This window comes from Nocardiopsis sp. NPDC058631, assembly GCF_042716955.1.
Lineage (GTDB): Bacteria > Actinomycetota > Actinomycetes > Streptosporangiales > Streptosporangiaceae > Nocardiopsis.
On sequence record NZ_JBHXQY010000028.1, the window covers coordinates 34,238 to 57,127 of the forward strand.

Sequence of the window (22,890 nt, forward strand, 5' to 3'; positions counted from 1 at the left end):
TCCTCTCCGCAACAATGTTTAACGCTCGGGCAAAGTGCGCCGGAAAAGTGCCCCCGCGCACCTGGCGGCGGGTGCGATCTCTGTAGTGTCGGGCCCATGACAGCGGTAAGCGCAGAACGTGACAGTGCCCGGCAGGAAGTTCCCGAACAACTCAGGAATGACGTCAAACTCCTCGGGGAGATGCTCGGAAAGGTCCTCGCCGAAAGCGGCGGCGAGGAACTGCTCGCCGATGTCGAGAAGCTCCGACACGCCGTGATCGGTGCCCGCGACGGCTCCGTCACGGCCGAGCAGATCACGGCGATCGTCGCCGCCTGGCCCCTCGAACGCGCCAAGCAGGTGGCCCGCGCCTTCACCGTCTACTTCCACCTGGCCAACCTGGCCGAGGAACACCAGCGGATGCGGGCCCTGCGCGAGCGCGACGACGAGGCCAACCCGCCCCGCGAGTCCCTGGCCGCGGCCGTGCGCGCCATCCGGGAGAACGACGGGGGAGAGGAGCGCCTCAACGAACTCGTCGCCGGGATGGAGTTCCACCCGGTGCTCACGGCCCACCCCACGGAGGCCCGCCGCCGCGCCGTCTCCACCGCCATCCAGAGGATCAGCGCCGACCTCGACGCCTGGCACACCTCCCACCAGGGCAGCAGTGCCGCCGCCGATGCCCACCGCCGCCTGCTGGAGGAGGTCGACCTGCTCTGGCGCACCTCCCAGCTGCGCTACACCAGGCTCGACCCGCTCGACGAGGTCCGCACGGCCCTCGCCGCGTTCGACGAGACCATCTTCTCCGTCATCCCGCAGGTCTACCGGAGCCTGGACGCCGCCATCGACCCCGAGGGCACCGGCGTCCGTCCCCCGCGCGCCGCACCGTTCGTCCGCTACGGGAGCTGGATCGGCGGCGACCGGGACGGCAACCCGTACGTCACCCACGACGTGACCCGCGAGGCCATGCTCATCCAGTCCGAGCACGTACTGCGCGGGCTGGAGAGCGCCTGCGGCCGTGTCGCCCGTACCCTCACCGTCTACTCCAACCTCACCCCGGCCAGCCCGGCGCTGCTCGACGCGCTGTCCGCCGCCCGGGCCGGCCACCCCGCGCTGATGGCCGAGACCGGTGAACGCTCACCCAACGAGCCGCACCGCCAGCTCCTGCTGCTGGCCACCGCACGCCTGCGCGCCACCCGCGAACGCGACGCCGACCTGGCCTACCCCGACGCCGACGCCTTCCTCGACGACCTGCGCACCGTGCAGGACTCCCTGGTCGACGCGGGTGCCGTCCGCCAGGCCTACGGCGAGCTCCAACACCTCGTCTGGCAGGCGGAGACCTTCGGCTTCCACCTCGCCGAACTGGAGATCCGCCAGCACAGCGAGGTGCACGCCGCCGCGCTGGAGGAGCTGCGCGCGGGGAAGGCCCCCTCCGAGCGCACCGAGGAGGTCCTCGCGACCATCCGGGTGATCGCCTGGATCCAGGAGCGCTTCGGCGTGGAGGCCTGCCGCCGCTACATCGTCAGCTTCACCCGCACCGCGGAGGACGTCGCCGCCGTCCACGAACTGGCCTCCTACGCCCTCCCGTCCGAGCGGATGCCCGTCCTCGACGTCATCCCGCTGTTCGAGACCGGCGCCGACCTGGACGCCTCGCCCCACGTGCTCGACGGCATGCTCCAGGTGCCCCAGATCCAGCGCAGGCTCGACCAGACCGGCCGCCGTGTCGAGGTCATGCTCGGCTACAGCGACTCCGCCAAGGACGTCGGCCCGGTCAGCGCCACCCTGCGGCTGTACGACGCCCAGGCCCGCCTGGCCGCGTGGGCGGACCAGCACGACGTACGGCTCACCCTCTTCCACGGCCGGGGCGGATCGCTCGGCCGCGGCGGCGGTCCGGCGAGCCGCGCCCTGCTCGCCCAGGCGCCGGGGTCGGTCGGCGGCCGGTTCAAGGTCACCGAGCAGGGCGAGGTCATCTTCGCCCGCTACGGCCAGCCCGCCATCGCCCGCCGCCACATCGAACAGGTCGGCCACGCGGTGCTCATGGCCTCCACCGACGCGGTGCAGGAGCGGGAGCGCTCCGCCGAGGAGAAGTTCCGCGGGGTCGCCGACGCCATCTCCAGAGCCGCCCAGGAGACCTACCTGGAGCTGATCAACACCGAGGACTTCGCACTGTGGTTCTCCCGGGTCAGCCCCCTGGAGGAGCTCGGGGAACTGCGGCTCGGCTCGCGCCCCGCGCGTCGCGGGGCGGCGCGCGGACTCGGCGACCTGCGCGCGATCCCGTGGGTGTTCGCCTGGACCCAGACCCGGGTCAACCTGCCCGGCTGGTACGGACTGGGCACCGGCCTGGCCGCGGTCGAGGACGTGTCCGCCCTCCAGGCCGCGTACCGCGAGTGGCCGATGTTCGCGTCCCTGCTCGACAACGCGGAGATGAGCCTGGCCAAGACCGACCGCGCCATCGCCGAGCGCTACCTGGCGCTGGGCGGACGGCCGGAGCTGACCGGACGGGTGCTGGACGAGTACGACCTCACCCGCAGCCTCGTCCTGCGGGTGACCGGGCACAGCCGCCTGCTGGAGAACCGGGCGGTGCTGTCGCGGGCGGTCGACCTGCGCAACCCGTACGTGGACGCGCTGTCCCACCTGCAGCTGCGCGCCCTGGAGACGCTGCGGGGCGAGGAGGCGGACTCGCTCTCGGAGAAGGACCAGCAGCACCTGGAACGGCTGCTCCTGCTCTCCGTGAACGGCGTCGCCGCCGGGCTCCAGAACACCGGCTGACCCCTGCACGCGACGGCGCCCCGCACCCGGAAGGGATGCGGGGCGCCGTTGTCGGCCCCGGAGTCCGCTACTCGGGGAAGCCGCCGGTGTCGAGTGTGATGCCGAACGGCTCGGGAAGCCGGATCTCCTTGCCGAACGGCACCTTCGTCGCGCTGGTGTACCTTCCGTTCTCCGGACCGGAGAAGAGGGTGACCTCGCTCCTGTCCGACTCCGGGTCCCAGCGGTCCACGAGCAGGTACAGGGGTATACCGGCGTTGGCGTAACCCCAGAGCTTGGGCTTGCGGTCCCGGTCGGCCGTGCTCTTGGACGTGACCTCGACCACGAGCAGTGCGTCGGAGACCAGGTTCCCCGGGTCGTACTCCATCACGGGATGCGGTAGGACCAGGAGGTCGGGGACATACAGGCTGCTCCGCAACGGCACACGCACGTCCACGGTCTGGTGGACCCCTGCTTCCGCGATCCGGCTTCCATCGCGCAGGATCTCACGAGTCAGTGCCTTGCTGATCTGCCACACGATCTGGCTGTGTTCGGGCTTCGGGGGGCCACGAGGATGAGCGCGCCTTCGATGATCTCGGCCCGGCATCCCTCGGGCACGTCCAGTTCTTCCCAGGTGCGCAACATGAACTGCCAGGAGAGCAGGGTCTCGCCTTCCACCGCCGCGATACTCATCTGCCGCGTCACCTCCGGTAGCTGAACCTGGCGAAGCACGATCACCGATGTGCTGGTTTCAGACTAACCGGCGGGCTTCCTGCGCACAGAGGTGCCCGGAGCGGGTTTCGGCGCTGCTGTAATGGGCGTATGACCAGCGAACCCGAGTCCTTCCCGCGCCCGCCGCTCGACACGGCGGCGCTCGACGCCGTCCTCGTCCGGCCGGGCGGACTGTGGCGGCGGATCGAGGTGCTGCCCGAGACCGGGTCCACCAACACCGACCTGGCCGCGCGGGCCGCGGCCGGGGCCCCGCACGGGAGCGTCCTGGTGACCGAGCACCAGACCGCGGGGAAGGGACGGCTGGGGCGCGGGTTCAGCGTCCCCCCGCGCGCCGCCCTCACCGTCTCCCTCCTGGTGCGGCCCATGGCGCCCGTCGGCCACCTGAGCTGGCTGTCCCCGCTCATGGGTGTGGCCGGCGTCGGTGCGGTGCGCCGCCTGGCCGGGGTGAAGGCGTCCCTGAAGTGGCCCAACGACGTGATCGTCCCCGCCGGGCTGCGGGCCGGGGCCGGGAGGGCCGACGGAAAGCTCGCGGGCATCCTCGCCGAGGTCGACTTCTCCTCCGGGAGCCCCGCCGTGATCGTCGGCATCGGCCTCAACGTGTCCCAGGCGCGCTCCGAGCTGCCCGTGGACAACGCCGTCTCCCTGCGGGGGGAGGGCTCCACCGCCCTGGACCGGGACGCGCTGCTCGCCGCCGTCCTGGGAGAGTTCGAGGAGCTGTACACCGTGTGGGCCGCGGCGGGCGGCGACGCCGAGGCAGCCGGCCTGGCCCCCGTCTACCGGGACATGTGCGCCACCATCGGGCGCCGGGTACGGGTCCACCTGCCCGGGGGGCGGACGCTGGAGGGGACCGCGACAGGGGTGGACTCCGAGGCACGCCTGCTGGTGCGGGGGCCGGGCGGGGAGCGGGCGCTGAGCGCGGGCGACGTCGTCCACGTACGCCCGGGCGACTGACCAGGACCCGTCCCCGCGGGTCCGTCGGCCGGGGCGTCCGCGGGCGGCCGGGCGACCGGCCGTGGCCGGGGTTGTCCACAAGGGCGCTTCTTCGCACTCCCACCGTCGACCGCCTTGTGCCATCATCACCGTTATGGCTATCGCGGACCGTTATCTTTCCGACGACGAGGAGCTCGTCCACGTCGTCCGCCAGCACTGGACCCTGCTGGTGGGCGAGTGCGCGGCACTCCTCGCCATCGTCGCCGTCGCCGGTGCCGCCCTGTGGTTCGTGCCCTGGGACGAGGAGTGGAGCCTGATCGCGGCCGGGGTCGTCGTCGCCGTCGCGGTGGTCGCCGCGCTGGTCTTCTGGCTCGTCCCCGTGCTCAAGTGGGCGACCACCGTGTACATCCTGTCCAACCGGCGGCTGATGGTGCGCGAGGGCCTCATCTCCAAGCAGGGCCGCGACATGCCCCTCACCCGGGTGAACGACGTCTCGTTCGACATCTCCCTGTGGGAACGCATCATGCGGTACGGCACGTTGTCCGTGCAGTCGGCCTCCGAGCAGGAGGGGATAGTCCTGCGCCGGGTGCCCAGACCCGAGTGGTTCCAGGCGGAGATCTACAGGCAGGTCGACGTCGCCCAGCGGCCGGAGTACCCGGCGGGACCACGGGGGTGACCGACCATTCGCCTCCGGCGCGCGCCCATCCTCCTTCAAGGAGTGACCACAGGCGTAAGCTAAAGGTGATCCGCGCCGCGTCACGGCACGGTGACGAGGTGATTGCTCCCCGCCATCCGGGGTTGATCCGTGAAAGAGAACGTATGCCCTCGCGTCCGGACCCCAAAGCGATCGAGGCCGCCCTGCTGGGCGGCGAACCGGTCTACACCAGGGAACAGGCGATCGAGCTCGCCGGTGCCGACCCCGAACTCGCCGGTCGTATCTGGCGCGCCCTCGGATTCCCCAACCAGGGTGACGAGACGGTCACCTTCGCAGAGAGCGACGTCGAGTCGCTGCGGATCGCCAACAGCCTCCTCCAGGAGGGAATCCTGGACGAGGAGGGCGTGGTCCGCTTCGCCCGCGCGATGGGCCAGACCATGGCCCGCCTCGCGGACTGGCAGACCAGCATCCTGAGCACGCTCATCTACAAGGAGGGCGTGGACTCGGCGACCCCCCTGATGAACCAGGTCAAGGAGCTGCTGCCCGACGTCGAGCGCCTCCTGCTGCACATCTGGCGCCGCCAGCTCTCCGCCTCCACCGCCCGCACCCTCGCCGTGATGTCCAACGGCAACGACGGGGTGCCCAACTACTACCCGCTGGTCGTCGGCTTCGCCGACCTGGTCTCCTTCACCACGCTCAGCCGCGAGCTGGACGAGGTGGAGCTCGCCGGGGTGGTGGAGGGCTTCGAGGCCACCGCGGCCGACATCGTCGCCTCCGGCGGCGGGCGCGTCGTCAAGACCCTCGGTGACGAGGTGCTCTACGTGGCGGACTCCCCGGCCGAGGCCGCCGACATCGCCCTACGCCTCGCCTCCGGTGTCAAGACCCACGTGGAGGTGCCCGACGTGCGGGTCGGCCTGGCCGCGGGCCCGGTCCTCACCCTCCACGGCGACGTGTTCGGCACGACCGTCAACCGCTCCAGCCGGCTGACCTCCTTCGCCCGACCCGGCACCGTCCTCATCGACGAGAGCCTGGCGGAGAGCCTCGACGACGAGGACGGCCTCCAGGTCGTGAGGGTGAGGGCGCGTCACGCGCACGGCCTCGGACTCATCCAGCCGTACGCGCTGCGCCGCAACTTCGAGCCCAGCGGCCCCTGACTCTCACTCCCCTCTTACCGAACCGGCGTGTGGGGACGGCGCGGGAGGGATAGGCTCGGACTCGCCGTACCGCCCCACAAGACGTCAGGTGATGAGCTCTGTGAGCGTGCTTCCTCCCGTCCAACGCCTGCGCACCTCGGGCATCTTCAGCCTGGAGGGCGGCGAGTTCGATGTCGAGAACAACGTGTGGGTCGTCGGGGACGACGACAGCGCGATCGTCATCGACGCCGCGCACGACCACCAGGCGATCGCGCGCGGCCTCGGCGACCGGGAACTGATGGCCATCGTGTCCACCCACGGGCACAACGACCACGTCAACGCCGCCGTCGCACTCGCCGACCTCACGCACTCCCCGATCCTGCTGCACCCCGACGACGCGGAGCTGTGGCACCGCGTCCACCCGAACCGCGAACCGGACGCACCGCTGCTGGACGGTGAGGCGCTGCTGGTCGGGGGCGTCGAAATCCAGATCCTGCACACCCCGGGCCACACCCCCGGCGGCGTGTGCCTGTACGCGCCGGAGCTGGGCGCGGTCTTCACCGGGGACACCCTCTTCCCGGGCGGGCCGGGCGCCACCGGGCAGCCCTTCTCCGACTTCCCCACGATCATCGCCTCGATCCGCGACCGGCTGGTGAACCTGCCGGGGGAGACGGTCGTCCACCCCGGCCACGGCGAGTCCACGACCATCGCCGAGGCGGCCGAACACCTGGACTCCTGGGCCGCGCGGGGCTTCTGACCCCGCAACGGACCCCGCCCTGGAGAACGAACCCCGCCTCGGAGCCAGGTTCGACCGCTCCGGTGACTCCAGGGCGGGGGTCGGCCGTGCTGTCGGACCGGGTAGTCATGGGGTCGGGGGCGTGCCCGGTGGGGTTGACGGAGGTCCACGCACAGCCCAGGACCGGGCATCGCCAGTAGGAGGCGGGGCGGGCACGGGCGATGACCGCCTGCGCGTGCCTGATCCGATGGTCCAGCCCGCGCGGGGTGGTGTCCGAGAGCGGTGGGAGGTCGGCGTCGCCCTGGTAGAAGGCGAAGTACCGGCGGGCGCCCGGCCCCTCAGCCGTCACCTGAACAGTGACCCTCAGAAAGCGAATCACAAGGACGCTGCGTACACCTGTCACTGTCGCCGTTCCCTTCGATCCCGGCCCATCGGTACGCGAGGAGTCGGCAGGCCCGCACGAGTTCGCGCGGGCGGACGTCGGTGAGTTCGGTGTCGAAGGTGGCGAGGATGCCGGCTACGCCGGCCCAGGACCAGGCGCCGAGGATCAGTCGGCAGTGGTCGGAGTCGAGGTGTTCGACGACCGAGCCGCCCGGTGCCCAGCGGGCGACGACGTCGGCGGGCAGGTTGAGCCGCGCACTCCCGTTGCATTGCCAGGCGGCGAGGGTGTCGCCGCGGTCGTGGCTGCTCATGACGAATCGGGCGAGGTCGTCTCCGGGAAGCTCTCGTGCGGCGAAGCGGTGCGTCGTCGGGCGGGGACGGAGCCGGTCGACGCGGTGCACCCGCCACTCGTGGTCCTCGACGTCATAGCCGACCAGGTACCACCGGCCGGCCCAGATGACCAGGTGGTGCGGCTCGATACGGCGTGCGGGTACGAAATCGTCGTCGCCGGGTTCCGGGCGTGAGCGGTCAGCGCGCAGTGTTTCGGCGACGAGTACGCGGCGGTGGCGTACCGCGGCCCCCACCGCGGTGAGCGAGGTCGAGTCGATGGGCGGTGCCGGGAACTCCCAGTAGTTCTGCAGCCTGGTCAGGCGCAGGGACTCCATGGACGCCCGCAGCGGAGCGGGCATCACCTGTTCGATGGCGGCCAGCGCCCTCGCCGCGTCGTCCCCCAGGCCGAACACCGTACTGGGCGCGGTCTGCAGAGCCAGCGCGACCGCGAGGGCCTGATCGTCGTCGAACAGCAGCGGGGGGAGAGTGTGTCCGGCACCGAGCTGGTAGCCGCCGTCGGGTCCGTGGACGGTGGTGATCGGGTAGTCGAGCCGGCGCAGGGTCTCGATGTCGCGGCGAACCGTGCGCTCGCTGGCGTCGAGTCGGGTGGCCAGCTCACGCAGCGGCCACCGCCGGCGCGATCCGAGAAGGGACAGCAGCCGCAGCGCCCGCCGTGAGGTGCTTGCCATGGCCCCAGTATGAACCAGTACCGGCCACTCGGCGTCCACTACCGCTGCCATCGTCGAGTTGCAGGCAAGGAGCGGTGAAAGGGGACGAATGGTTATGCGCGTCGTTGTTGTCGGTGGCGGAATCGGTGGTCTGGCACTGGGGGCGGGGTTGCGTCGCCGGGGGTTCGAGGTGGCCGTGTTCGACCGCGACACGGATGTGGCGGCGACGGGCGGCTACCACATCACCCTGGACGAGCGGGCGCAGTCAGCGCTGCGGGAACTGGTGGCGCCGCAGATCATGGAGCGGCTGCTGGCGTCGGCCTCAGCGCTGCGGCTGCGCGACCGCGACGCGTTCTGGGACCGTCGGGGCCGACTGCTCGGCTACGGGCCCGACCTCGGTCATGATTCCAGCGTCGACGTCGACCGTGTCACCCTGCGCACGCTGCTGGCCGACGCGGTCGGCGATGATCTGCACCTGGGGCGGACCGTGACGGGCGTCGGTCACGATGAGGACGGCACGCCCCAGGTGCGGTTCGCCGACGCCGCGCCGGTCCCGGCTGATCTGGTGGTGGGCGCGGACGGCACCCACTCCCTCGTCGCGCGGCACCTGGCGGGAGGTCCGACCAACAGCCCGGCGGGCATCATCGGGTTCTCCGGCCGCACCCCTCTCGGTGACCTGAGCCCCCGTGAACGACAGCGGCTCGGGCCACGGTCGGGACTGGCGGTCGGCCCTCGGGGCGCGGCACTCTATGTCGGCTTCCTCGACCCGGTCGGCAACGCCGTGCTCGACGCACCCGAGCTGCGGATGTCCATCACAGACGGACCCACCTACATCTGGGGCGCCATGTTCCCCGAATCCGCCACCACCGACACCCTGCGTCACCTGCGTGGTGACGAATTGCGGGCCGCCCTGCTGGACCGGTTCCGTGGGCGGGGCTGGGCCGAGCACACGCTCGAGGTCATCGCCCGCGCCGACCCGCGCAGCGTGGCCGCGTTCCGCTTCAACGCCGCCTCGACCCGCGCATCCGACCTCGCGCCGTGGCCAGCGGGCCGTATCACCGCACTCGGTGACGCCGTCCATGCGACACCGCCCACGGCCGGAATGGGTGCCGGCGCGGCCATCCGCGACGCCGCCGACCTGCTTGAGCAACTGAGCGAAGCCGCCGACGGCGCCGCCGCCCTCACCGTGGCCGTCAGCCGGTTCGAGGAGGGCACGCGCCGACGCGGCAGCGAGATCCTCACCTTGGCCATGAGGACGGTCCGTTGGATCCTGGCCACCGATACCACGTTCGGTGCGGCCGCCACCGTCGTGACCGCCCCGATTCTGGCCGCGGCTACCCAGATGCGCCGACGTCCAGGACCCCGCGCTAGTGCTCAGAAGTAGGGCGTCGTCCAACGGATCCGTAGGCGTCGTAGGAGGCCAACGCTTCGGTGGCCGGGCTCCCGGTGAAGGCGCCCAGCACGGTGAAGGCGTTCATCGCCTCCCGTCCCCGCTTGGGGCACACGCCCCGGAGAGCGGGTCGGCGCTGGTGGCGCTTCCGCAGGGAAGCGCCACCCCTTTCCCGTGCCCCGGATTCGCGGCGTACGCGAGGCCGATGCCACCGCCCTATCCGCTTCTCCGTGCCTGTATAAATACTTTCAATCCGGGCTAAAGGGATTCTTCTGGCGCGATGCGCGAATGGGGTCGACCTTTTCTCGGTTGCGACCTGACCTGCCAGGACGTCGGGCCCGGTGAAGTTTTCCCGGGCTGGTTCGCGGAAAAGTTCTCCCCCGCCTTCCGCGTGCCCTACTGTTCTACCGAACACCCAACTCCATACACGGATGACCCCGCGACGGTTAACCACCGCCCGGGGTCGTGGCCAGCAACATTCACACCTTTAACCCAAGGAATTGCCAGCATGCGCAACTATAGCGCGGCCTTCCTCAGCCTTGCCATGGGCCACCTGAAGGCACTTCTCCTTCCCGCGCGGGGCCGACACTCGGCCGCCGCCCGTCGCCGCTCCACCCGGGTCCGCCGCTACGCGCCGGTTTCCGCCCCCGCCCCCGAACAGGTGAGCGCGTCCCTGCCGGAGCCCCCTGCCCCCGCGCCCCGCCCGGCTCCGCCGAGCGCACCGTTCCCGGCCGAGAACGGCCCCCTCGTCCGGCCCTACTTCTTCGCGCGGGAACTCGAACGCGAACGTGAACTCGAACGCGACCGGATCCAGGCCGAGGCGACGGTGCGCCTGCGGGCGTGGGTTCCGGGGCCCCGCCCTTCCGGGGACCTCCTCGCCACTCCCACGACCACGGGACCCGCCAGGCCCGAGGCCCACCCCAACCTCGTGCGCACCTGGCGGGCCCAGCGGCTCCAGCAGCCCCGTGAGCCGCAGAACCTCCCGCACCCCCACCGGGCCCGGCACCGGAGCGGGGCCACGGCATGAGCACCCTGGACCCGGTCCGCGCGGTGCCCTCCCCACGGGGCACCGGCGTCCACGGGCGCGCGTGCCCCGGGTGCGGAGGGGGCCGGATCAGCCGTCCGCGCGGGGGCGGACGTTGGGGACGACCGGGGTGTCCTTCGGGCGGACGCCGATCTTCGAGCCCAGCCACACCAGCGGGTCGTACTTGCGGTCGGCGACCCTCTCCTTCATCGGGATCAGGGCGTTGTCGGTGATGTGGATGCCCTCCGGGCACACCTCCGTGCAGCACTTGGTGATGTTGCAGTACCCCAGGCCGAACTCGTCCTGGGCGATCGCCCGGCGGTCCGCGGTGTCCTCGGGGTGCATCTCCAGCTCCGCCACCCGCATGAGGAAGCGCGGGCCCGAGAAGTGCTCCTTGTTCTCCTCGTGGTCCCGGATCACGTGGCACACGTTGTTGCACAGGAAGCACTCGATGCACTTGCGGAACTCCTGCGAGCGCTCCACGTCCACCTGCGCCATGCGGAAGTCGCCCGGTGACGCCTCCGGGTCCGGGGTGAACGACGGGATCTCCACCGCCTTGCGGTAGTTGTACGACACGTCGCACACCAGGTCCCGGACCACGGGGAAGGTGCGCATCGGCGTCACCGTCACCACCTCGTCCTCGTCGAAGACGCTCATCCGGGTCATGCACGACAGCCTCGGCCGCCCGTTGATCTCCACCGAGCACGAACCGCACTTGCCCGCCTTGCAGTTCCACCGGACCGCCAGGTCCGGGGTCTGCGTGGCCTGGAGCCGGTGCAGGACGTCCAGCACCACCTCGCCCTCGTTGACCTCGACCCGGTACTCGGCGAGTCCGCCCTCTCCGGAACCCCGCCACACCCTGAACACGCGCTCGCTCATGACCGGCCCTCCTCGGGCAGCTCGGCTTCCGTCAGGTACTTGGACAGCTCCCCGCGCTCGAAGAGAGCCAGCAGCTCGGCGGGGATGTCGGCGACCGGGCGCCGGGACAGCGCCACCCGGTCGGCCCGGTCGGCCCGCACCTCCAGGTTCACCCGCCGCCACTCGGCCGACATGGCCGGGAAGTCGTCCCGGGTGTGCCCGCCGCGTGACTCCTCGCGCTCCAGGGCGGCCGCGGTGATCGCCCGCGACACCAGGATCATGTTGGGAAGGGCGAGCGCCAGGTGCCACCCCGGGTTGTAGACGCGGTCGCCGGGGGCGCTGAGCATGGACGACCGCTCCTTCAGGGAGTCCAGCCGGGCGGCGGCCTCCTCCATCTCGGGTCCGCGCCGGATGATCCCCACCAGGTCGTTCATGGTGTCCTGGAGTTCGGAGTGGAGCGTGTAGGGGTTCTCCCCCTCGCCCTGCTTGAGGAAGTCCAGCGCGTACCCGGCCGACTCGGCGGCGACCCGGTCCACGGCCTCCCTCGGGACCGCGACGCCCTCCAGACCGTCCGCGTACGCGGCGGCGGACAGGCCGGCGCGGCGCCCGAACACCACCAGGTCCGACAGCGAGTTGCCGCCGAGCCGGTTGGAGCCGTGCATGCCGCCCGCCACCTCACCGGCGGCGTACAGCCCCGGCACGTCGGAGGCCGCGGTGTCGGCGTCCACCCGCACCCCGCCCATCACGTAGTGGCAGGTCGGCCCCACCTCCATGGGCTCGGCGGTGATGTCCACGTCCGCCAGTTCCTTGAACTGGTGGTGCATGGACGGCAGCCGCCTGCGGATCTCCTCGGCCGGAAGGCGCGTGGACACGTCCAGGAACACGCCGCCGTGCGGGGAGCCGCGCCCCTCCTTGACCTCGTCGTTGATGGCCCGCGCCACCTCGTCCCGGGGCAACAGCTCCGGCGGCCTGCGGTTGTTCGCCGGGTCGTCGTACCAGCGGTCCGCCTCCTCCTCGGTCTGCGCGTACTGGGAGCGGAACACGTCCGGCACGTAGTCGAACATGAACCGCCGGCCCTCGGAGTTGCGGAGCACGCCGCCGTCGCCGCGCACCGACTCGGTGACGAGGATGCCCTTGACCGACGGCGGCCAGACCATCCCGGTGGGGTGGAACTGGACGAACTCCATGTTGATGAGCGAGGCCCCGGCCCGCAGCGCCAGCGCGTGGCCGTCCCCGGTGTACTCCCAGGAGTTGGACGTGGTGCGAAACGCCTTGCCGATGCCGCCGGTGGCGAGGACGACCGCGGGCGCCTCGAACACCACGAACCCGCCGTCCACCCGGCGGTAGCCGAACGCGCCGACGATCCTGCCCCCGTCGGTGAGGAGCTCGGTGACCGCGGTCTCGGCGAACACCCGGAGCCGGGCCTCGGGGTCCCCGAACTCGGCCGCGTCGGCCTGCTGGAGGGCGACGATGCGCTGCTGGAGGGTCCGGATCATCTCCAGCCCGGTGCGGTCGCCCACGTGCGCCAGCCGCGGGTACTCGTGGCCGCCGAAGTTGCGCTGGCTGATCCGCCCGTCCGCCGTGCGGTCGAACAGCGCCCCCCAGTGCTCCAGTTCGAGGATGCGCTCCGGCGCCTCGCGGGCGTGGAGTTCGGCCATCCTCGGATCGTTGAGGAACTTGCCGCCGCGGATGGTGTCGCGAAAGTGCACGCGCCAGGCGTCGTCGGGGTTGGCGTTGCCCAGAGCGGCGGCGGCGCCTCCCTCGGCCATCACCGTGTGGGCCTTGCCGAACAGCGACTTGGAGATGACGGCGGTGCGCTTGCCCTGTTCGCGGGCGGCGATCGCGGCGCGGAGCCCGGCTCCGCCCGCCCCGATCACCACGACGTCGTAGGTGTGCCGGGTGATGTCGGTGTCTGCTGTGGGGGGCATGTGGGTGTGCCTTTCCAGGGGACGGCCCTCCCCGGGGCTCAGTTGAGGATCCGCAGGTCGGTGATGGTGCCGCTGGCGACCAGGGCCACGTAGGCGTCGGTGGCGATCAGGGACGCGATGCTGAACCAGCCGAAGTGCATGTGCCGGTTGTTCAGGGTCGAGATCCGGCTCCACGCCCAGTAGCGGACGGGGTGCCGGTCGAAGCTGCGCAGGCGCCCGCCCATGATGTGGCGGCACGAGTGGCAGCTGAGCGTGTAGCCCCAGAGCATCACCGCGTTGACGACCATGACGAGGTTGCCGAGCCCGATGCCGAAGCCGCCGTCCGTCCCGTGGAAGAAGGGGACCGCCATGTCCCACGTGTTGACCAGGGTGATGGCGAGGGCGACGTAGAAGAAGTAGCGGTGGCCGTTCTGGGGGAGCATCAGCGGCCGGGTCTCACCGGTGTAGCGGGCGTGCGGCTCGCGCACGGCGCACGCGGTGGGCGCCTGCCAGATCGACCGGTAGTAGGCCTTGCGGTAGTAGTAGCAGGTCACCCGGAACAGCAGCAGGAACGGCAGGCTGAGCAGGGCGTAGGGGACCAGGGGCGGGAACTCGAAGGGGAGGCGCCCCAGCAGAGCGGCCTCGGGTGCGCACTGCTGTGCCAGGCACGGTGAGTAGAACGGGGTCAGGTAGTGGTGCTCCGCCACCCAGTAGTGGTCCTGTTGGAACACCCTGAGGGTGGCGTAGACGACGAAGGTGGCCAGGCCCAGGGTCGTGAGGACCGGGCCGAGCCACCATCGGTCGGTGCGCAGGGTTCGTCGGGGGATGCGCGCCCGGACGGCTCCTGGGCGCGCGCTGTCGTTGGGGGTCACCGAGGTCTCCACCTCCTGAGGAGAGGGCGCCGGCCGGGAGCGGAACGGGGTGGGGGACCCTGTTCCCCGGCGGTGACCGCTCTCCGTGAGTGCTGGACGGCTGCGGGAGAAGCTGTAGGACCGGTCTGCAACGCCACGTTAGGACGTTGTGATCACGGTCACGTCCCGGCTCTGGGGAAACCCCTGGGAAGTGGATGTGAAATAGGCCACTTTTAGGATTTTGTTTGTTGCCTTTTGTCATAAAAGGAAGTCGAACATCCCCGAGTGTCATATTTGGTGCTTTTGACAACGGAGTGACGCGTGGGGCTGATATTGCTCTGTGCCCCTGGGGGAAGGCGGTCAGGTCGTTTCCTCGGCACCCCTGCCGGAGAACCTTTCCTCCTCCGGGCCGCCCGCGCCCGCGTCCGAGATCAGCACCTCCAGGTCCGGCCCCAGGTTGTCCTTCGACATCCCCAGCAGGTACTCGTTGAGGTGCCGCCGGAAGGCGTCCGCCGAGTGCGAGGGCTCCACGTCCTTGCGCCGCGCCAGGGCCACGGTCCGGAGCAGGCGCGGCCTGGCCAGCGGCGTCCCCCGCAGCCCCGGCCGGTTCTTCAGCACCATGCTGGGCACCACCGCCAGTCCCAGCCCCGCCTCCACGAACCGCAGGACGGCGTCCATCTCCCCGCCCTCCACCGCCAGGTCCGGCTCGAACCCGGCGGCCCGGCAGGCGCGCAGCGTCGCCTCCCGTACGTCGTAGCCGCGCCGGAACATCACCAGCGCCCGCTGCCGGAGCTCGGTGATGCGGATCGACGCCCTCCCGTTGGGGGAGGGCTCCGACATCGGGCTCACCACGACCAGGTTCTCCCGCAGGATCGGTGTGGTCGAGAAGTCGGGGTCGCTGCTCTGGAGCGGGAGGATGATCAGCGCCAGGTCCAGCTCGCCCCGCCCCAGGTCGCGGATCAGGTCGCGCGAGCCGCTCTCCTCCACCTGGAGTTCGATCCCGGGAAAGCGGGTATGGAAGTCGGCGAGCACGTCCGCCAGCAGCCCCGCGCACAGCGACGGGGTCGCCCCCAGGCGTACCCGGCCCCGGCGCACGCCGGCCAGCTCCGCCACCTCCCGGCGGGCCGTCTCCAGGTCGGTGAGCATGCGCTGGGCCAGCGGAAGCAGCGCCTCGCCCGCCGGAGTGAGTGTGATGTTTCCCCGGGCACGACTGAATAACGGCGCGCCCAGCTCGCGCTCAAGGCTGCGGATCTGTTTGCTCAAACTCGGCTGGGCGACGCGGGAAAGCTCGGCTGCACGGGTGAAATGGCGTGTGCGGGCCACGGCGACGAAGTACGCCAGCTGCTGGAACTGCATGCTCCATAGCCTACGGCTATCGACACCAGGGGCCTGATGACTTGGACGTCGACCCGGCTCGAAATTTAGGGTGGCAAGCTGTGGCGAACAGTACCTTGACCAAAAAGCGATCGACGGCCTACAGGTCCACGGTGGCGCTCAAATCCGCGATGGCGGTCACCGGCGTGATCCTTGTGCTGTACCTGATCGCGCACATGTACGGCAACCTGAAAGTCTTCTCGGGCCAGGAGGCGTTCGACGGCTACGCGCACGGACTCCGTGAGCTTGGCTACCCGCTTCTGCCCGAGAACGGCTTCCTGTGGATCGCGCGCATCGTTCTACTGGCGAGCATCCTCATCCACATCTACTCCGCTGCGGTTCTCACGATTCGCGCCCGCGGGGCCCGCACCCAGCGCTACCAGGTGAACAAGCGGGTGCAGCGCACCTACGCCTCGTACACCATGCGCTACGGCGGCGTGCTCATCGCGCTCTTCGTGATCTTCCACATCCTGCACCTGACGGTGAACGTCATCGCTCCCGGCGGTAAGTCGGACAGCCCGTACGAGCGGCTCGTGAACGGCTTCCAGCCCGAGTTCTGGTACGTGACGCTGTTCTACCTCGCCTCCGTGATCGCGGTCGGATTCCACCTGCGGCACGGTGTGTGGAGCGGGACGCAAACGCTCGGTTTCAACAAGGCCAGCCGTCAGGGCAAGATCAACGCGGTCGCCCTGGCGATCGCCGTGGTCGTGACCGTCGGCTTCCTGCTTCCGCCCCTGGCGGTCACCTTTGGACTGGTGAGTTAATTGTCTGAGAACGACCTGTACATCGAGGGCGCCCCGATCCGGGACGAGAAGGCCCCCGCGGGCCCGATCAACGAGCGCTGGGACAAGCGACGCTTCGGCGCCAAGCTGGTCAACCCCGCGAACCGGCGCAAGCTCTCCGTGATCATCGTCGGCACCGGCCTCGCCGGTGCCTCCGCGGCCGCGACCCTGGGCGAGGCGGGCTACAAGGTCACCTCGTTCTGCTACCAGGACAGCCCCCGGCGCGCGCACTCCATCGCCGCGCAGGGCGGCATCAACGCCGCGAAGAACTACCGCAACGACGGCGACAGCATCTACCGGCTGTTCTACGACACCGTCAAGGGCGGTGACTTCCGCTCCCGCGAGTCGAACGTCTACCGCCTGGCGCAGGCCAGCGTCGAGATCATCGACCAGTGCGTGGCCCAGGGCGTCCCGTTCGCCCGCGAGTACGGCGGCCTCCTCGACAACCGCTCCTTCGGCGGCGTGCAGGTGTCCCGTACCTTCTACGCGCGCGGCCAGACGGGCCAGCAGCTCCTCATCGGTGCCTACCAGGCCCAGGAGCGCCAGATCGCGGCCGGCACCGTCCAGATGAACACCCGCCACGAGATGCTCGAAGTCATCGTCGTGGACGGCAAGGCGCGCGGCATCATCGCCCGTGACATGGTCACCGGTGAGATCGAGACGCACTTCGCCGACGCCGTGGTCCTGGCCACCGGCGGCTACGGCAACGTCTTCTTCCTGTCGACCAACGCCATGGGCTCCAACGTCACCGCCGCGTGGCGGGCCCACCGCAAGGGCGCGCACTTCGCGAACCCCTGCTACACGCAGATCCACCCGACCTGCATCCCGGTCAGCGGCGACTACCAGTCCAAGCTGACCCTGATGAGCGAGTCGCTGCGCAACGACGGCCGTATCTGGGTGCCCAAGGTGGGCGGTGACGACCGGGACCCGCGCCAGATCCCCGAGGAGGAGCGCGACTACTACCTGGAGCGCATCTACCCGGCCTTCGGCAACCTGGTGCCCCGCGACATCGCGTCCCGCGCCGCCAAGAACGTCTGCGACGAGGGCCGCGGCGTCGGCCCCGGAGGCCTGGGTGTGTACCTGGACTTCGCGGACGCCATCGGGCGCCTGGGCCGCGAGGCGGTCGAGGCCAAGTACGGCAACCTCTTCGACATGTACCAGCGCATCACCGGGGAGAACCCGTACGAGCTCCCGATGCGCATCTACCCGGCCGTGCACTACACGATGGGCGGGCTGTGGGTCGACTACGACCTCCAGAGCACCATCCCGGGCCTGTTCGTGACGGGTGAGGCCAACTTCTCCGACCACGGCGCCAACCGCCTGGGCGCGAGCGCGCTGATGCAGGGTCTGGCGGACGGCTACTTCGTCCTGCCGAACACCATCAACGACTACCTCTCGGCCGGCCCCTTCGAGGCGATCGACGAGAGCCACCCCGAGGCCGTCGCGGCCAAGGCGGACGTCACCGCGCGCATCGACAAGCTGCTCTCCGTCAACGGTTCCCGCACCGTCGACTCCTTCCACAAGGAGCTCGGCCACATCATGTGGGACTACTGCGGCATGGAGCGCAACGAGGAGGGCCTGCGCAAGGCCATCGAGCTCATCCGTGAGCTGCGCGCCGAGTTCTGGCGCGACGTCAAGGTGCTCGGGGCCAACGAGGAGTTCAACCAGGCTCTGGAGAAGGCCAACCGTGTGGCCGACTTCCTGGAGCTGGGCGAGCTCATGTGCATCGACGCCCTGCACCGGCGCGAGTCCTGCGGCGGTCACTTCCGCTCCGAGAGCCAGACCGAGGACGGGGAGGCCCTGCGTCACGACGACGAGTTCGCCTACGTCGCGGCCTGGGAGTTCGGTGGCGTGGACAGCAAGCCCGTGCTCCACAAGGAAGACCTGGAGTACGAGTACGTCGAGATGAAGCAGCGGAGCTACAAGTGAACATCACCCTGCGCGTGTGGCGCCAGAAGGGCCGTGACGACGAAGGTCGCATGGCCACTTACAAGCTCACCGACGTCTCGCCGGACATGTCCTTCCTGGAGATGCTCGACGTCCTCAACGAGAAGCTCACGCTGGAGAACGAGGACCCGGTCGCGTTCGACCACGACTGTCGCGAGGGCATCTGCGGTGCCTGCGGCGTCGTGATCGACGGCGAGGCCCACGGCCCCGAGCGCACGACCACCTGCCAGCTGCACATGCGCAGCTTCAAGGACGGCGACACCATCACGGTGGAGCCGTGGCGGGCCACGGCGTTCCCCGTCGTGAAGGACCTGGTCGTCGACCGGGGAGCGTTCGACCGCATCATCCAGGCGGGCGGCTTCATCAGCGCCCCGACGGGTACCGCGCCGGACGCCCACGCCAACCCGATCCCGAAGCCGGACGCCGACCGCGCCTTCGACGCCGCGACCTGCATCGGCTGCGGCGCGTGCGTGGCGGCCTGCCCCAACGCGTCCAGCATGCTGTTCACCGCCGCGAAGGTCACCCACCTCGGCATGCTCCCGCAGGGGCAGCCGGAGCGGGCGTCGCGCGTGGTGAAGATGGTCAACCAGCAGGACGAGGAGGACTTCGGCGGCTGCACCAACATCGGTGAGTGCGCCGCGGTCTGCCCGAAGGGCATCCCGCTGGACACGATCTCGCAGCTCAACCGCGACCTGCTGGGCTCGCTCAGCAAGGGCATCGGCTAGGAACCCCGCTCCCGCACCGCGCCGTCCAGGCCCGGGACGGGGCCGGGCTCCTGGCGGAGCCGCGTCCGCACGGCCGAACGGGGCCGCACCCCTGCAGGGGGGCGCGGCCCCGTCCTTGCGTCCTGGCCCCACCAGGGCACGGAGGCCTGCCGTGCACCTACGGGGCACTGCTGGGGGACACGAGCCCTCTCAGCCGCTCGGCGATCTCCGGGATGTCCACCAGCTCTCCCGTGGTGACGGCGATCACCAGGTCGTAGGAGGCGTTCTGGTCGACCGGGCCGAAGCCCTCCCCGTTGAGTCGCAGGAACGCCCTGGCACTGGTCCAAGCCAGCCTCTTGTTGCCGTCGGACAGCGGATCTCCGATGACTACCGACTGCATGAGGGCAGCGGCCTTATGCCACAGGTCCGGGTACGCGTCCTCTCCGAACACGGTCGTCTGCGGACGCAGAAGGGCGGCCTGGAGCAGTCCGACGTCCCTCATGGCGGTGGTGGAGGGAAGGACCACCTGGATGATCGCGGTGACGTCGGCTCTCGTGAGGTAGTGCGTCACTCGGCCAGCCTCGCCAGGAGTTCGGCGTCCTCCTGGGCGATCTCCAGGGCGTACTGGCGCACCCTCTCGGTCTGGCGGCGTGCGAGGTACTCCCTGACAGCGAGGACGACCTCGGAGTTCACGCTGTTGCCGTCCTCCTCGGCCGCCTCCTTGATCCGGGCGTGCACGTCCTCCGGGAGGCGGAGATTCATGTTCATAGGAGCATGGTACGCGGACACGGTACCAATGAGTGGTGCTACCAGGCCGTGTCCCTCATGACCACGGTGGAGGGAGGACCCACCGCACGGCCGCCCGCGTCCGCCTCAGGACGCCGCGGGGCGGACCATGCAGTACGCCGACGGGGCCCGCGGGTTGTTGATCGCCCGCACCACGCGGAATCCGTACCGCTCGTAGTAGCCGAGGTTCGCGGAGTTCATCGTCTCCAGATGGACGGGGACGCCGTCCGCGTCGGCCCGCGCGAGGCCCGCGCACAGCAGGTGCGCGCCCACACCGGTCCCGCGCGCCGCCGGGTCGGTCCCCAGCATGGACAGGTACCAGTGCGGCTCGTCGGGGGCGGACGCCCTGAGTTCGGCGGTGTAGCGCGCGATCTCGGGAAGGCGTGACAGGCCGACCAGGCGGATCCAGTGGGGGAGCGAGCGGAGCATCACGGCGAAACCCTCCGAGGACGCGTCCGGCGGAACCCACAGGGCCGCGCCCCGGACCACCGGTCCTCGCGCGGAGTCCTCGCGGCTCTCGACGACCGTGGTATAGCCGCTCGGGACGTGGCCGAACCCCGCCATGAGCGCGCACGCGCGCGTCGTCTGTGTCTTGCGCAGGTACTCGTCGGGGAAGAACCAGCGGAAGAAAGGGTCGCTCTGGAAGGCGCGCCCCAGGGCCCGGGCGACCCCGGGGACGTCGTTCGTGGTTGCGGTGCGGACGGCCCGCGCCGATGCCGTGGGCGTCACGGATGGTGCCTCTTCCCTCGTCGCGGGGCTCTGGTCACCGCTCATGGTAGATCGCCCAAACGTCACCGGTGGGGTGTTTTCCAGGAAGGTGACGACAGATCCACCGGGCCCGGCCCCGTCACGGCGGCCGGGCGCCACCCGGTCCCGTCACCGCTCAGGAGGGGTCGCGGAGCAGGTAGTAGTGGGTCCCCGCGTCCGGGCTCTCCACCTCGCGGGACACACGGAAGCCGAACCGCTCGTAGAAGCCGACGGTCTTGTCGTCGAGGGTCTGGGTGAACACGGGGATCCCCTCGGAGTCCGCGCGGTCCAGCCCCTCGGCGAGGAGCCCGCCCGCCATGCCGGTTCCGGCCGCCGCGGGATCGACCCCCAGCGCGGCCAGGTACAGGTGGGGTTCCTGGGGCGCCGCCAGCTTCCACTCGGCGAAGACCCGCACGAACGCGGTGAGCCGCGCCCGGCCGATCAGCGAACCCCAGTGCGGCCAGGTGCGCAGTGAGACCAACTGCCCCTCGGGGTTCGCCGTGGGCGGCGCCCACAGTGCCGCTCCGCGCACCACCGGCGCGGAGTCCTGGTCGTCCCTGGTCTCGGCGACCCGGGTGTGGCCCGTGGGAACGTAGCCGAACCCGGCGGTCAGGGCGAAGAAGCGCCGTGTCCTGGCCATACGGAACTCGTCGTCGGGGAACAGCCAGCGGAAGAACGGGTCCTCGTGGGCGGACCTGCTCAGGACGCGGGCGACCCCGGCGACGTCGTCGGGCGTGGCGGGACGGGCGGTGGAGGTGACGATCATGCGTCCTGCTCTCTGATAGGGGGCGGCCTCTCGCACATGGTAGATCACGGAACCATCACGACAACGCGGTGGTGGGTGCGGCGGGGGACCGTCCGGACACCGGTTGGTCGAACACGTGGGCCCGTACCCAGGCGTGCATCGCGATCGCCGCGGCGGCACCGGCGTTGATCGACCGGGTCGAACCGAACTGGGCGATGGACAGCACCGCCTGGCACACCTCCCGCACCTCCTCGGACAGCCCCGGCCCCTCCTGCCCGAACACCAGAACGGCGTCGCGCGGCAGCGGGTAGGTCTCCAACGGCACCGCGCCAGGCAGGTTGTCGATCCCGATCAGGGGCAGTCCGCGTTCACCGGCCCACGCCACGAGCGCGTCCGTGCCGGGGTGGTGGTGGACGTGCTGGTAGCGGTCGGTCACCATGGCCCCCCGCTTGTTCCACCGGCGGCGGCCCACGATGTGGACCGCGGCGCACCCGAACGCGTTGGCGGTGCGCACGACCGAACCGATGTTGAAGTCGTGCGTCCAGTTCTCCACGGCGACGTGGAAGGGGTGCCGGACCGTGTCGAGGTCGGCGACGATCGCCTCACGCCGCCAGTACCGGTAGTGGTCCACGACGTTGCGCCGGTCGCCCCCGGCCAGGAGTTCGGGGTCGTAGTGGTCGCCCTCGGGCCAGGGCCCAGCCCAGGGCCCCACCCCCACCTCGCGCGCCTCGTCCTCGCCGTTGCCGTCGGGCGCGGCGGATACGGCCGTGGAGGGGAGGGTGGCCTGGGGTGCGGGGTGCTCGTTCATCCGTTCCAGCTTACGAACCCCCGCCACCTCCTCGGGGAGAGCCGACCGCCCCCGGCGGGGGAGGGGTACCGGCCGACACCACCGGGGCGCGGATCCCGGCCCCGGACCACCCCGCTCCGAGGAGGTGGCCCCGCCGTGGGCGCTCCTCAGACTGCGCCCTGTCGCCTGCTCCGCCGGGCCCGCGTGAGGAGCAGGGCCGCGGCGCGCCAGCCGATCATGGTGGCCGCGAGGAACAGGGACGTGACCACGACGAAGCTGAGCGGCGCGCCCTCCCCGGTGAACACGCGCAACGCCATCCCGCCCGCCACCGTCACGGCCCACACGAACACGCCGACCGGCCAGATCCGGGCGGGAGACCTCCAGGCCAGGGTGACCGCCCACCCCAGGACCGTCCCGGCCAGGAACGGCCAGGCCGTGCCCCAGATCCCCGCGAGGGCGGTGCCGGACTCGTGGTCGACCCTGCCGATCACGACGAAGGCGAGCACACAGACCAGGTCGGCCGCCAAGGCGAGCGGCGCAGCATACGAACGCATGCGGCCAGGTTAGCGGGCTGCCCCGAACCGTTGCCGGTGTGGCGTGAGGGACCGCGAACCCTTCCGGTCACCGCGCCGGACCCCGGGCGCGCGTCCGGGGTCCGGCGCGGTGCGAGGTGCGGTGGTGCCGGTCGGGGGCGCCCCCGTCGGA

Annotated in this window: 23 protein-coding genes; 10 read left to right on the forward strand and 13 right to left on the reverse strand. The window is 70.7% G+C overall.

Translation table 11 applies throughout. The features are described from left to right. Nucleotides 1-180 precede the first annotated feature (180 nt). Nucleotides 181-2,742 (forward strand): phosphoenolpyruvate carboxylase, encoded by a 2,562-nt coding sequence (locus ACFWTE_RS12135; protein ID WP_378779404.1) that lies wholly within the window; start codon nucleotides 181-183, stop codon nucleotides 2,740-2,742. 67 nt (nucleotides 2,743-2,809) lie between these two features. Here the strand turns inward: ACFWTE_RS12135 and ACFWTE_RS12140 are convergent, their stop codons facing one another. Continuing rightward, nucleotides 2,810-3,256 carry a Uma2 family endonuclease gene (locus ACFWTE_RS12140; protein WP_378779372.1) on the reverse strand — a complete coding sequence of 149 codons (447 nt, stop codon included), beginning with the start codon at nucleotides 3,254-3,256 and terminating at the stop codon, nucleotides 2,810-2,812. Then, entirely contained in the window at nucleotides 3,232-3,411 is a 180-nt protein-coding gene (locus ACFWTE_RS12145) for a hypothetical protein (protein ID WP_378779373.1), read from the reverse strand. Before ACFWTE_RS12145 ends, ACFWTE_RS12140 begins: the two co-directional genes overlap by 25 nt. 129 nt (nucleotides 3,412-3,540) lie before the next feature. Between ACFWTE_RS12145 and ACFWTE_RS12150 the strand changes: the two genes are divergently transcribed. The 4 genes from ACFWTE_RS12150 to ACFWTE_RS12165 all read left to right on the forward strand — a co-directional run bounded on the left by ACFWTE_RS12150 (nucleotide 3,541) and on the right by ACFWTE_RS12165 (nucleotide 6,925). Next, nucleotides 3,541-4,401, forward strand: a complete 861-nt coding sequence (locus ACFWTE_RS12150; protein ID WP_378779374.1) for a biotin--[acetyl-CoA-carboxylase] ligase — start codon at nucleotides 3,541-3,543, stop codon at nucleotides 4,399-4,401. A 133-nt stretch (nucleotides 4,402-4,534) separates the two neighbouring features. Then, on the forward strand, nucleotides 4,535-5,056 hold the full coding sequence (locus tag ACFWTE_RS12155) for a PH domain-containing protein (protein ID WP_378779375.1): 522 nt from the start codon (nucleotides 4,535-4,537) through the stop codon (nucleotides 5,054-5,056). Between the two features lie 143 nt (nucleotides 5,057-5,199). Then, nucleotides 5,200-6,189 (forward strand): adenylate/guanylate cyclase domain-containing protein, encoded by a 990-nt coding sequence (locus tag ACFWTE_RS12160; protein WP_378779376.1) that lies wholly within the window; start codon nucleotides 5,200-5,202, stop codon nucleotides 6,187-6,189. 91 nt (nucleotides 6,190-6,280) lie between these two features. Continuing rightward, complete coding sequence (locus ACFWTE_RS12165) at nucleotides 6,281-6,925, forward strand: MBL fold metallo-hydrolase (protein ID WP_378779377.1); 645 nt, start codon at nucleotides 6,281-6,283, stop codon at nucleotides 6,923-6,925. A gap of 317 nt (nucleotides 6,926-7,242) precedes the next feature. On the opposite strand, the gene ACFWTE_RS12170 is transcribed toward ACFWTE_RS12165, so the two are convergent. After that, nucleotides 7,243-8,304 carry a helix-turn-helix transcriptional regulator gene (locus tag ACFWTE_RS12170; protein ID WP_378779379.1) on the reverse strand — a complete coding sequence of 354 codons (1,062 nt, stop codon included), beginning with the start codon at nucleotides 8,302-8,304 and terminating at the stop codon, nucleotides 7,243-7,245. 94 nt (nucleotides 8,305-8,398) lie between these two features. Between ACFWTE_RS12170 and ACFWTE_RS12175 the strand changes: the two genes are divergently transcribed. Continuing rightward, on the forward strand, nucleotides 8,399-9,667 hold the full coding sequence (locus ACFWTE_RS12175; protein WP_378779380.1) for an FAD-dependent oxidoreductase: 1,269 nt from the start codon (nucleotides 8,399-8,401) through the stop codon (nucleotides 9,665-9,667). 514 nt (nucleotides 9,668-10,181) lie between these two features. Beyond that, nucleotides 10,182-10,700: a hypothetical protein gene (locus tag ACFWTE_RS12180; protein WP_378779381.1), complete on the forward strand. Its 519-nt coding sequence runs from the start codon at nucleotides 10,182-10,184 to the stop codon at nucleotides 10,698-10,700. A gap of 87 nt (nucleotides 10,701-10,787) precedes the next feature. Here the strand turns inward: ACFWTE_RS12180 and ACFWTE_RS12185 are convergent, their stop codons facing one another. The 4 genes from ACFWTE_RS12185 to ACFWTE_RS12200 all read right to left on the reverse strand — a co-directional run bounded on the left by ACFWTE_RS12185 (nucleotide 10,788) and on the right by ACFWTE_RS12200 (nucleotide 15,669). Then, nucleotides 10,788-11,576 carry a succinate dehydrogenase/fumarate reductase iron-sulfur subunit gene (locus ACFWTE_RS12185; protein ID WP_378779382.1) on the reverse strand — a complete coding sequence of 263 codons (789 nt, stop codon included), beginning with the start codon at nucleotides 11,574-11,576 and terminating at the stop codon, nucleotides 10,788-10,790. Next, a complete protein-coding gene (locus ACFWTE_RS12190; RefSeq protein ID WP_378779383.1) occupies nucleotides 11,573-13,483 on the reverse strand; it encodes a fumarate reductase/succinate dehydrogenase flavoprotein subunit in 1,911 nt (636 codons plus the stop codon). Before ACFWTE_RS12190 ends, ACFWTE_RS12185 begins: the two co-directional genes overlap by 4 nt. Nucleotides 13,484-13,521: 38 nt before the next feature. Then, nucleotides 13,522-14,334: a hypothetical protein gene (locus tag ACFWTE_RS12195; RefSeq protein ID WP_378779384.1), complete on the reverse strand. Its 813-nt coding sequence runs from the start codon at nucleotides 14,332-14,334 to the stop codon at nucleotides 13,522-13,524. 339 nt (nucleotides 14,335-14,673) lie between these two features. Further along, nucleotides 14,674-15,669, reverse strand: a complete 996-nt coding sequence (locus tag ACFWTE_RS12200) for a LysR family transcriptional regulator (protein ID WP_378779385.1) — start codon at nucleotides 15,667-15,669, stop codon at nucleotides 14,674-14,676. Between the two features lie 131 nt (nucleotides 15,670-15,800). Here ACFWTE_RS12200 and ACFWTE_RS12205 point away from each other — a divergent pair, with 131 nt between their 5' ends. The 3 genes from ACFWTE_RS12205 to ACFWTE_RS12215 are packed head-to-tail and all read left to right on the forward strand — an operon-like array spanning nucleotide 15,801 to nucleotide 19,141. Continuing rightward, complete coding sequence (locus ACFWTE_RS12205; RefSeq protein ID WP_378779405.1) at nucleotides 15,801-16,451, forward strand: succinate dehydrogenase cytochrome b subunit; 651 nt, start codon at nucleotides 15,801-15,803, stop codon at nucleotides 16,449-16,451. Continuing rightward, complete coding sequence (locus ACFWTE_RS12210; RefSeq protein WP_378779386.1) at nucleotides 16,452-18,398, forward strand: fumarate reductase/succinate dehydrogenase flavoprotein subunit; 1,947 nt, start codon at nucleotides 16,452-16,454, stop codon at nucleotides 18,396-18,398. Beyond that, nucleotides 18,395-19,141, forward strand: a complete 747-nt coding sequence (locus ACFWTE_RS12215) for a succinate dehydrogenase/fumarate reductase iron-sulfur subunit (protein WP_378779387.1) — start codon at nucleotides 18,395-18,397, stop codon at nucleotides 19,139-19,141. Before ACFWTE_RS12210 ends, ACFWTE_RS12215 begins: the two co-directional genes overlap by 4 nt. Nucleotides 19,142-19,298: 157 nt before the next feature. Here the strand turns inward: ACFWTE_RS12215 and ACFWTE_RS12220 are convergent, their stop codons facing one another. The 6 genes from ACFWTE_RS12220 to ACFWTE_RS12245 all read right to left on the reverse strand — a co-directional run bounded on the left by ACFWTE_RS12220 (nucleotide 19,299) and on the right by ACFWTE_RS12245 (nucleotide 22,739). Beyond that, complete coding sequence (locus ACFWTE_RS12220) at nucleotides 19,299-19,691, reverse strand: type II toxin-antitoxin system death-on-curing family toxin (protein ID WP_378779388.1); 393 nt, start codon at nucleotides 19,689-19,691, stop codon at nucleotides 19,299-19,301. Beyond that, complete coding sequence (locus tag ACFWTE_RS12225) at nucleotides 19,688-19,888, reverse strand: Arc family DNA-binding protein (protein WP_378779389.1); 201 nt, start codon at nucleotides 19,886-19,888, stop codon at nucleotides 19,688-19,690. The genes ACFWTE_RS12220 and ACFWTE_RS12225 overlap by 4 nt, the downstream gene beginning before the upstream one ends. 105 nt (nucleotides 19,889-19,993) lie before the next feature. Next, a complete protein-coding gene (locus ACFWTE_RS12230; protein WP_378779390.1) occupies nucleotides 19,994-20,635 on the reverse strand; it encodes a GNAT family N-acetyltransferase in 642 nt (213 codons plus the stop codon). A gap of 154 nt (nucleotides 20,636-20,789) precedes the next feature. Next, entirely contained in the window at nucleotides 20,790-21,419 is a 630-nt protein-coding gene (locus ACFWTE_RS12235) for a GNAT family N-acetyltransferase (RefSeq protein ID WP_378779391.1), read from the reverse strand. A 55-nt stretch (nucleotides 21,420-21,474) separates the two neighbouring features. Then, nucleotides 21,475-22,206: a TrmH family RNA methyltransferase gene (locus tag ACFWTE_RS12240; protein WP_378779392.1), complete on the reverse strand. Its 732-nt coding sequence runs from the start codon at nucleotides 22,204-22,206 to the stop codon at nucleotides 21,475-21,477. 146 nt (nucleotides 22,207-22,352) lie between these two features. Beyond that, the gene (locus ACFWTE_RS12245) at nucleotides 22,353-22,739 is read right to left on the reverse strand and encodes a DUF3054 domain-containing protein (RefSeq protein WP_378779393.1); all 387 of its coding nucleotides are present in this window, start codon (nucleotides 22,737-22,739) and stop codon (nucleotides 22,353-22,355) included. Nucleotides 22,740-22,890 lie beyond the last annotated feature (151 nt).

Excerpts from the sequence above, each read along its gene's own strand:
- ACFWTE_RS12135 (WP_378779404.1), top strand. The coding sequence starts at position 181 with ATGCTCGGAAAGGTCCTCGCCGAAAGCGGCGGCGAGGAACTGCTCGCC.
- ACFWTE_RS12145 (WP_378779373.1), bottom strand. The coding sequence starts at position 3,411 with ATGAGTATCGCGGCGGTGGAAGGCGAGACCCTGCTCTCCTGGCAGTTC.
- ACFWTE_RS12150 (WP_378779374.1), top strand. The coding sequence starts at position 3,541 with ATGACCAGCGAACCCGAGTCCTTCCCGCGCCCGCCGCTCGACACGGCG.
- ACFWTE_RS12155 (WP_378779375.1), top strand. The coding sequence starts at position 4,535 with ATGGCTATCGCGGACCGTTATCTTTCCGACGACGAGGAGCTCGTCCAC.
- ACFWTE_RS12160 (WP_378779376.1), top strand. The coding sequence starts at position 5,200 with ATGCCCTCGCGTCCGGACCCCAAAGCGATCGAGGCCGCCCTGCTGGGC.
- ACFWTE_RS12165 (WP_378779377.1), top strand. The coding sequence starts at position 6,281 with ATGAGCTCTGTGAGCGTGCTTCCTCCCGTCCAACGCCTGCGCACCTCG.
- ACFWTE_RS12170 (WP_378779379.1), bottom strand. The coding sequence starts at position 8,304 with ATGGCAAGCACCTCACGGCGGGCGCTGCGGCTGCTGTCCCTTCTCGGA.
- ACFWTE_RS12175 (WP_378779380.1), top strand. The coding sequence starts at position 8,399 with ATGCGCGTCGTTGTTGTCGGTGGCGGAATCGGTGGTCTGGCACTGGGG.
- ACFWTE_RS12180 (WP_378779381.1), top strand. The coding sequence starts at position 10,182 with ATGCGCAACTATAGCGCGGCCTTCCTCAGCCTTGCCATGGGCCACCTG.
- ACFWTE_RS12185 (WP_378779382.1), bottom strand. The coding sequence starts at position 11,576 with ATGAGCGAGCGCGTGTTCAGGGTGTGGCGGGGTTCCGGAGAGGGCGGA.
- ACFWTE_RS12190 (WP_378779383.1), bottom strand. The coding sequence starts at position 13,483 with ATGCCCCCCACAGCAGACACCGACATCACCCGGCACACCTACGACGTC.
- ACFWTE_RS12200 (WP_378779385.1), bottom strand. The coding sequence starts at position 15,669 with ATGCAGTTCCAGCAGCTGGCGTACTTCGTCGCCGTGGCCCGCACACGC.
- ACFWTE_RS12225 (WP_378779389.1), bottom strand. The coding sequence starts at position 19,888 with ATGAACATGAATCTCCGCCTCCCGGAGGACGTGCACGCCCGGATCAAG.
- ACFWTE_RS12235 (WP_378779391.1), bottom strand. The coding sequence starts at position 21,419 with ATGATCGTCACCTCCACCGCCCGTCCCGCCACGCCCGACGACGTCGCC.
- ACFWTE_RS12240 (WP_378779392.1), bottom strand. The coding sequence starts at position 22,206 with ATGAACGAGCACCCCGCACCCCAGGCCACCCTCCCCTCCACGGCCGTA.
- ACFWTE_RS12245 (WP_378779393.1), bottom strand. The coding sequence starts at position 22,739 with ATGCGTTCGTATGCTGCGCCGCTCGCCTTGGCGGCCGACCTGGTCTGT.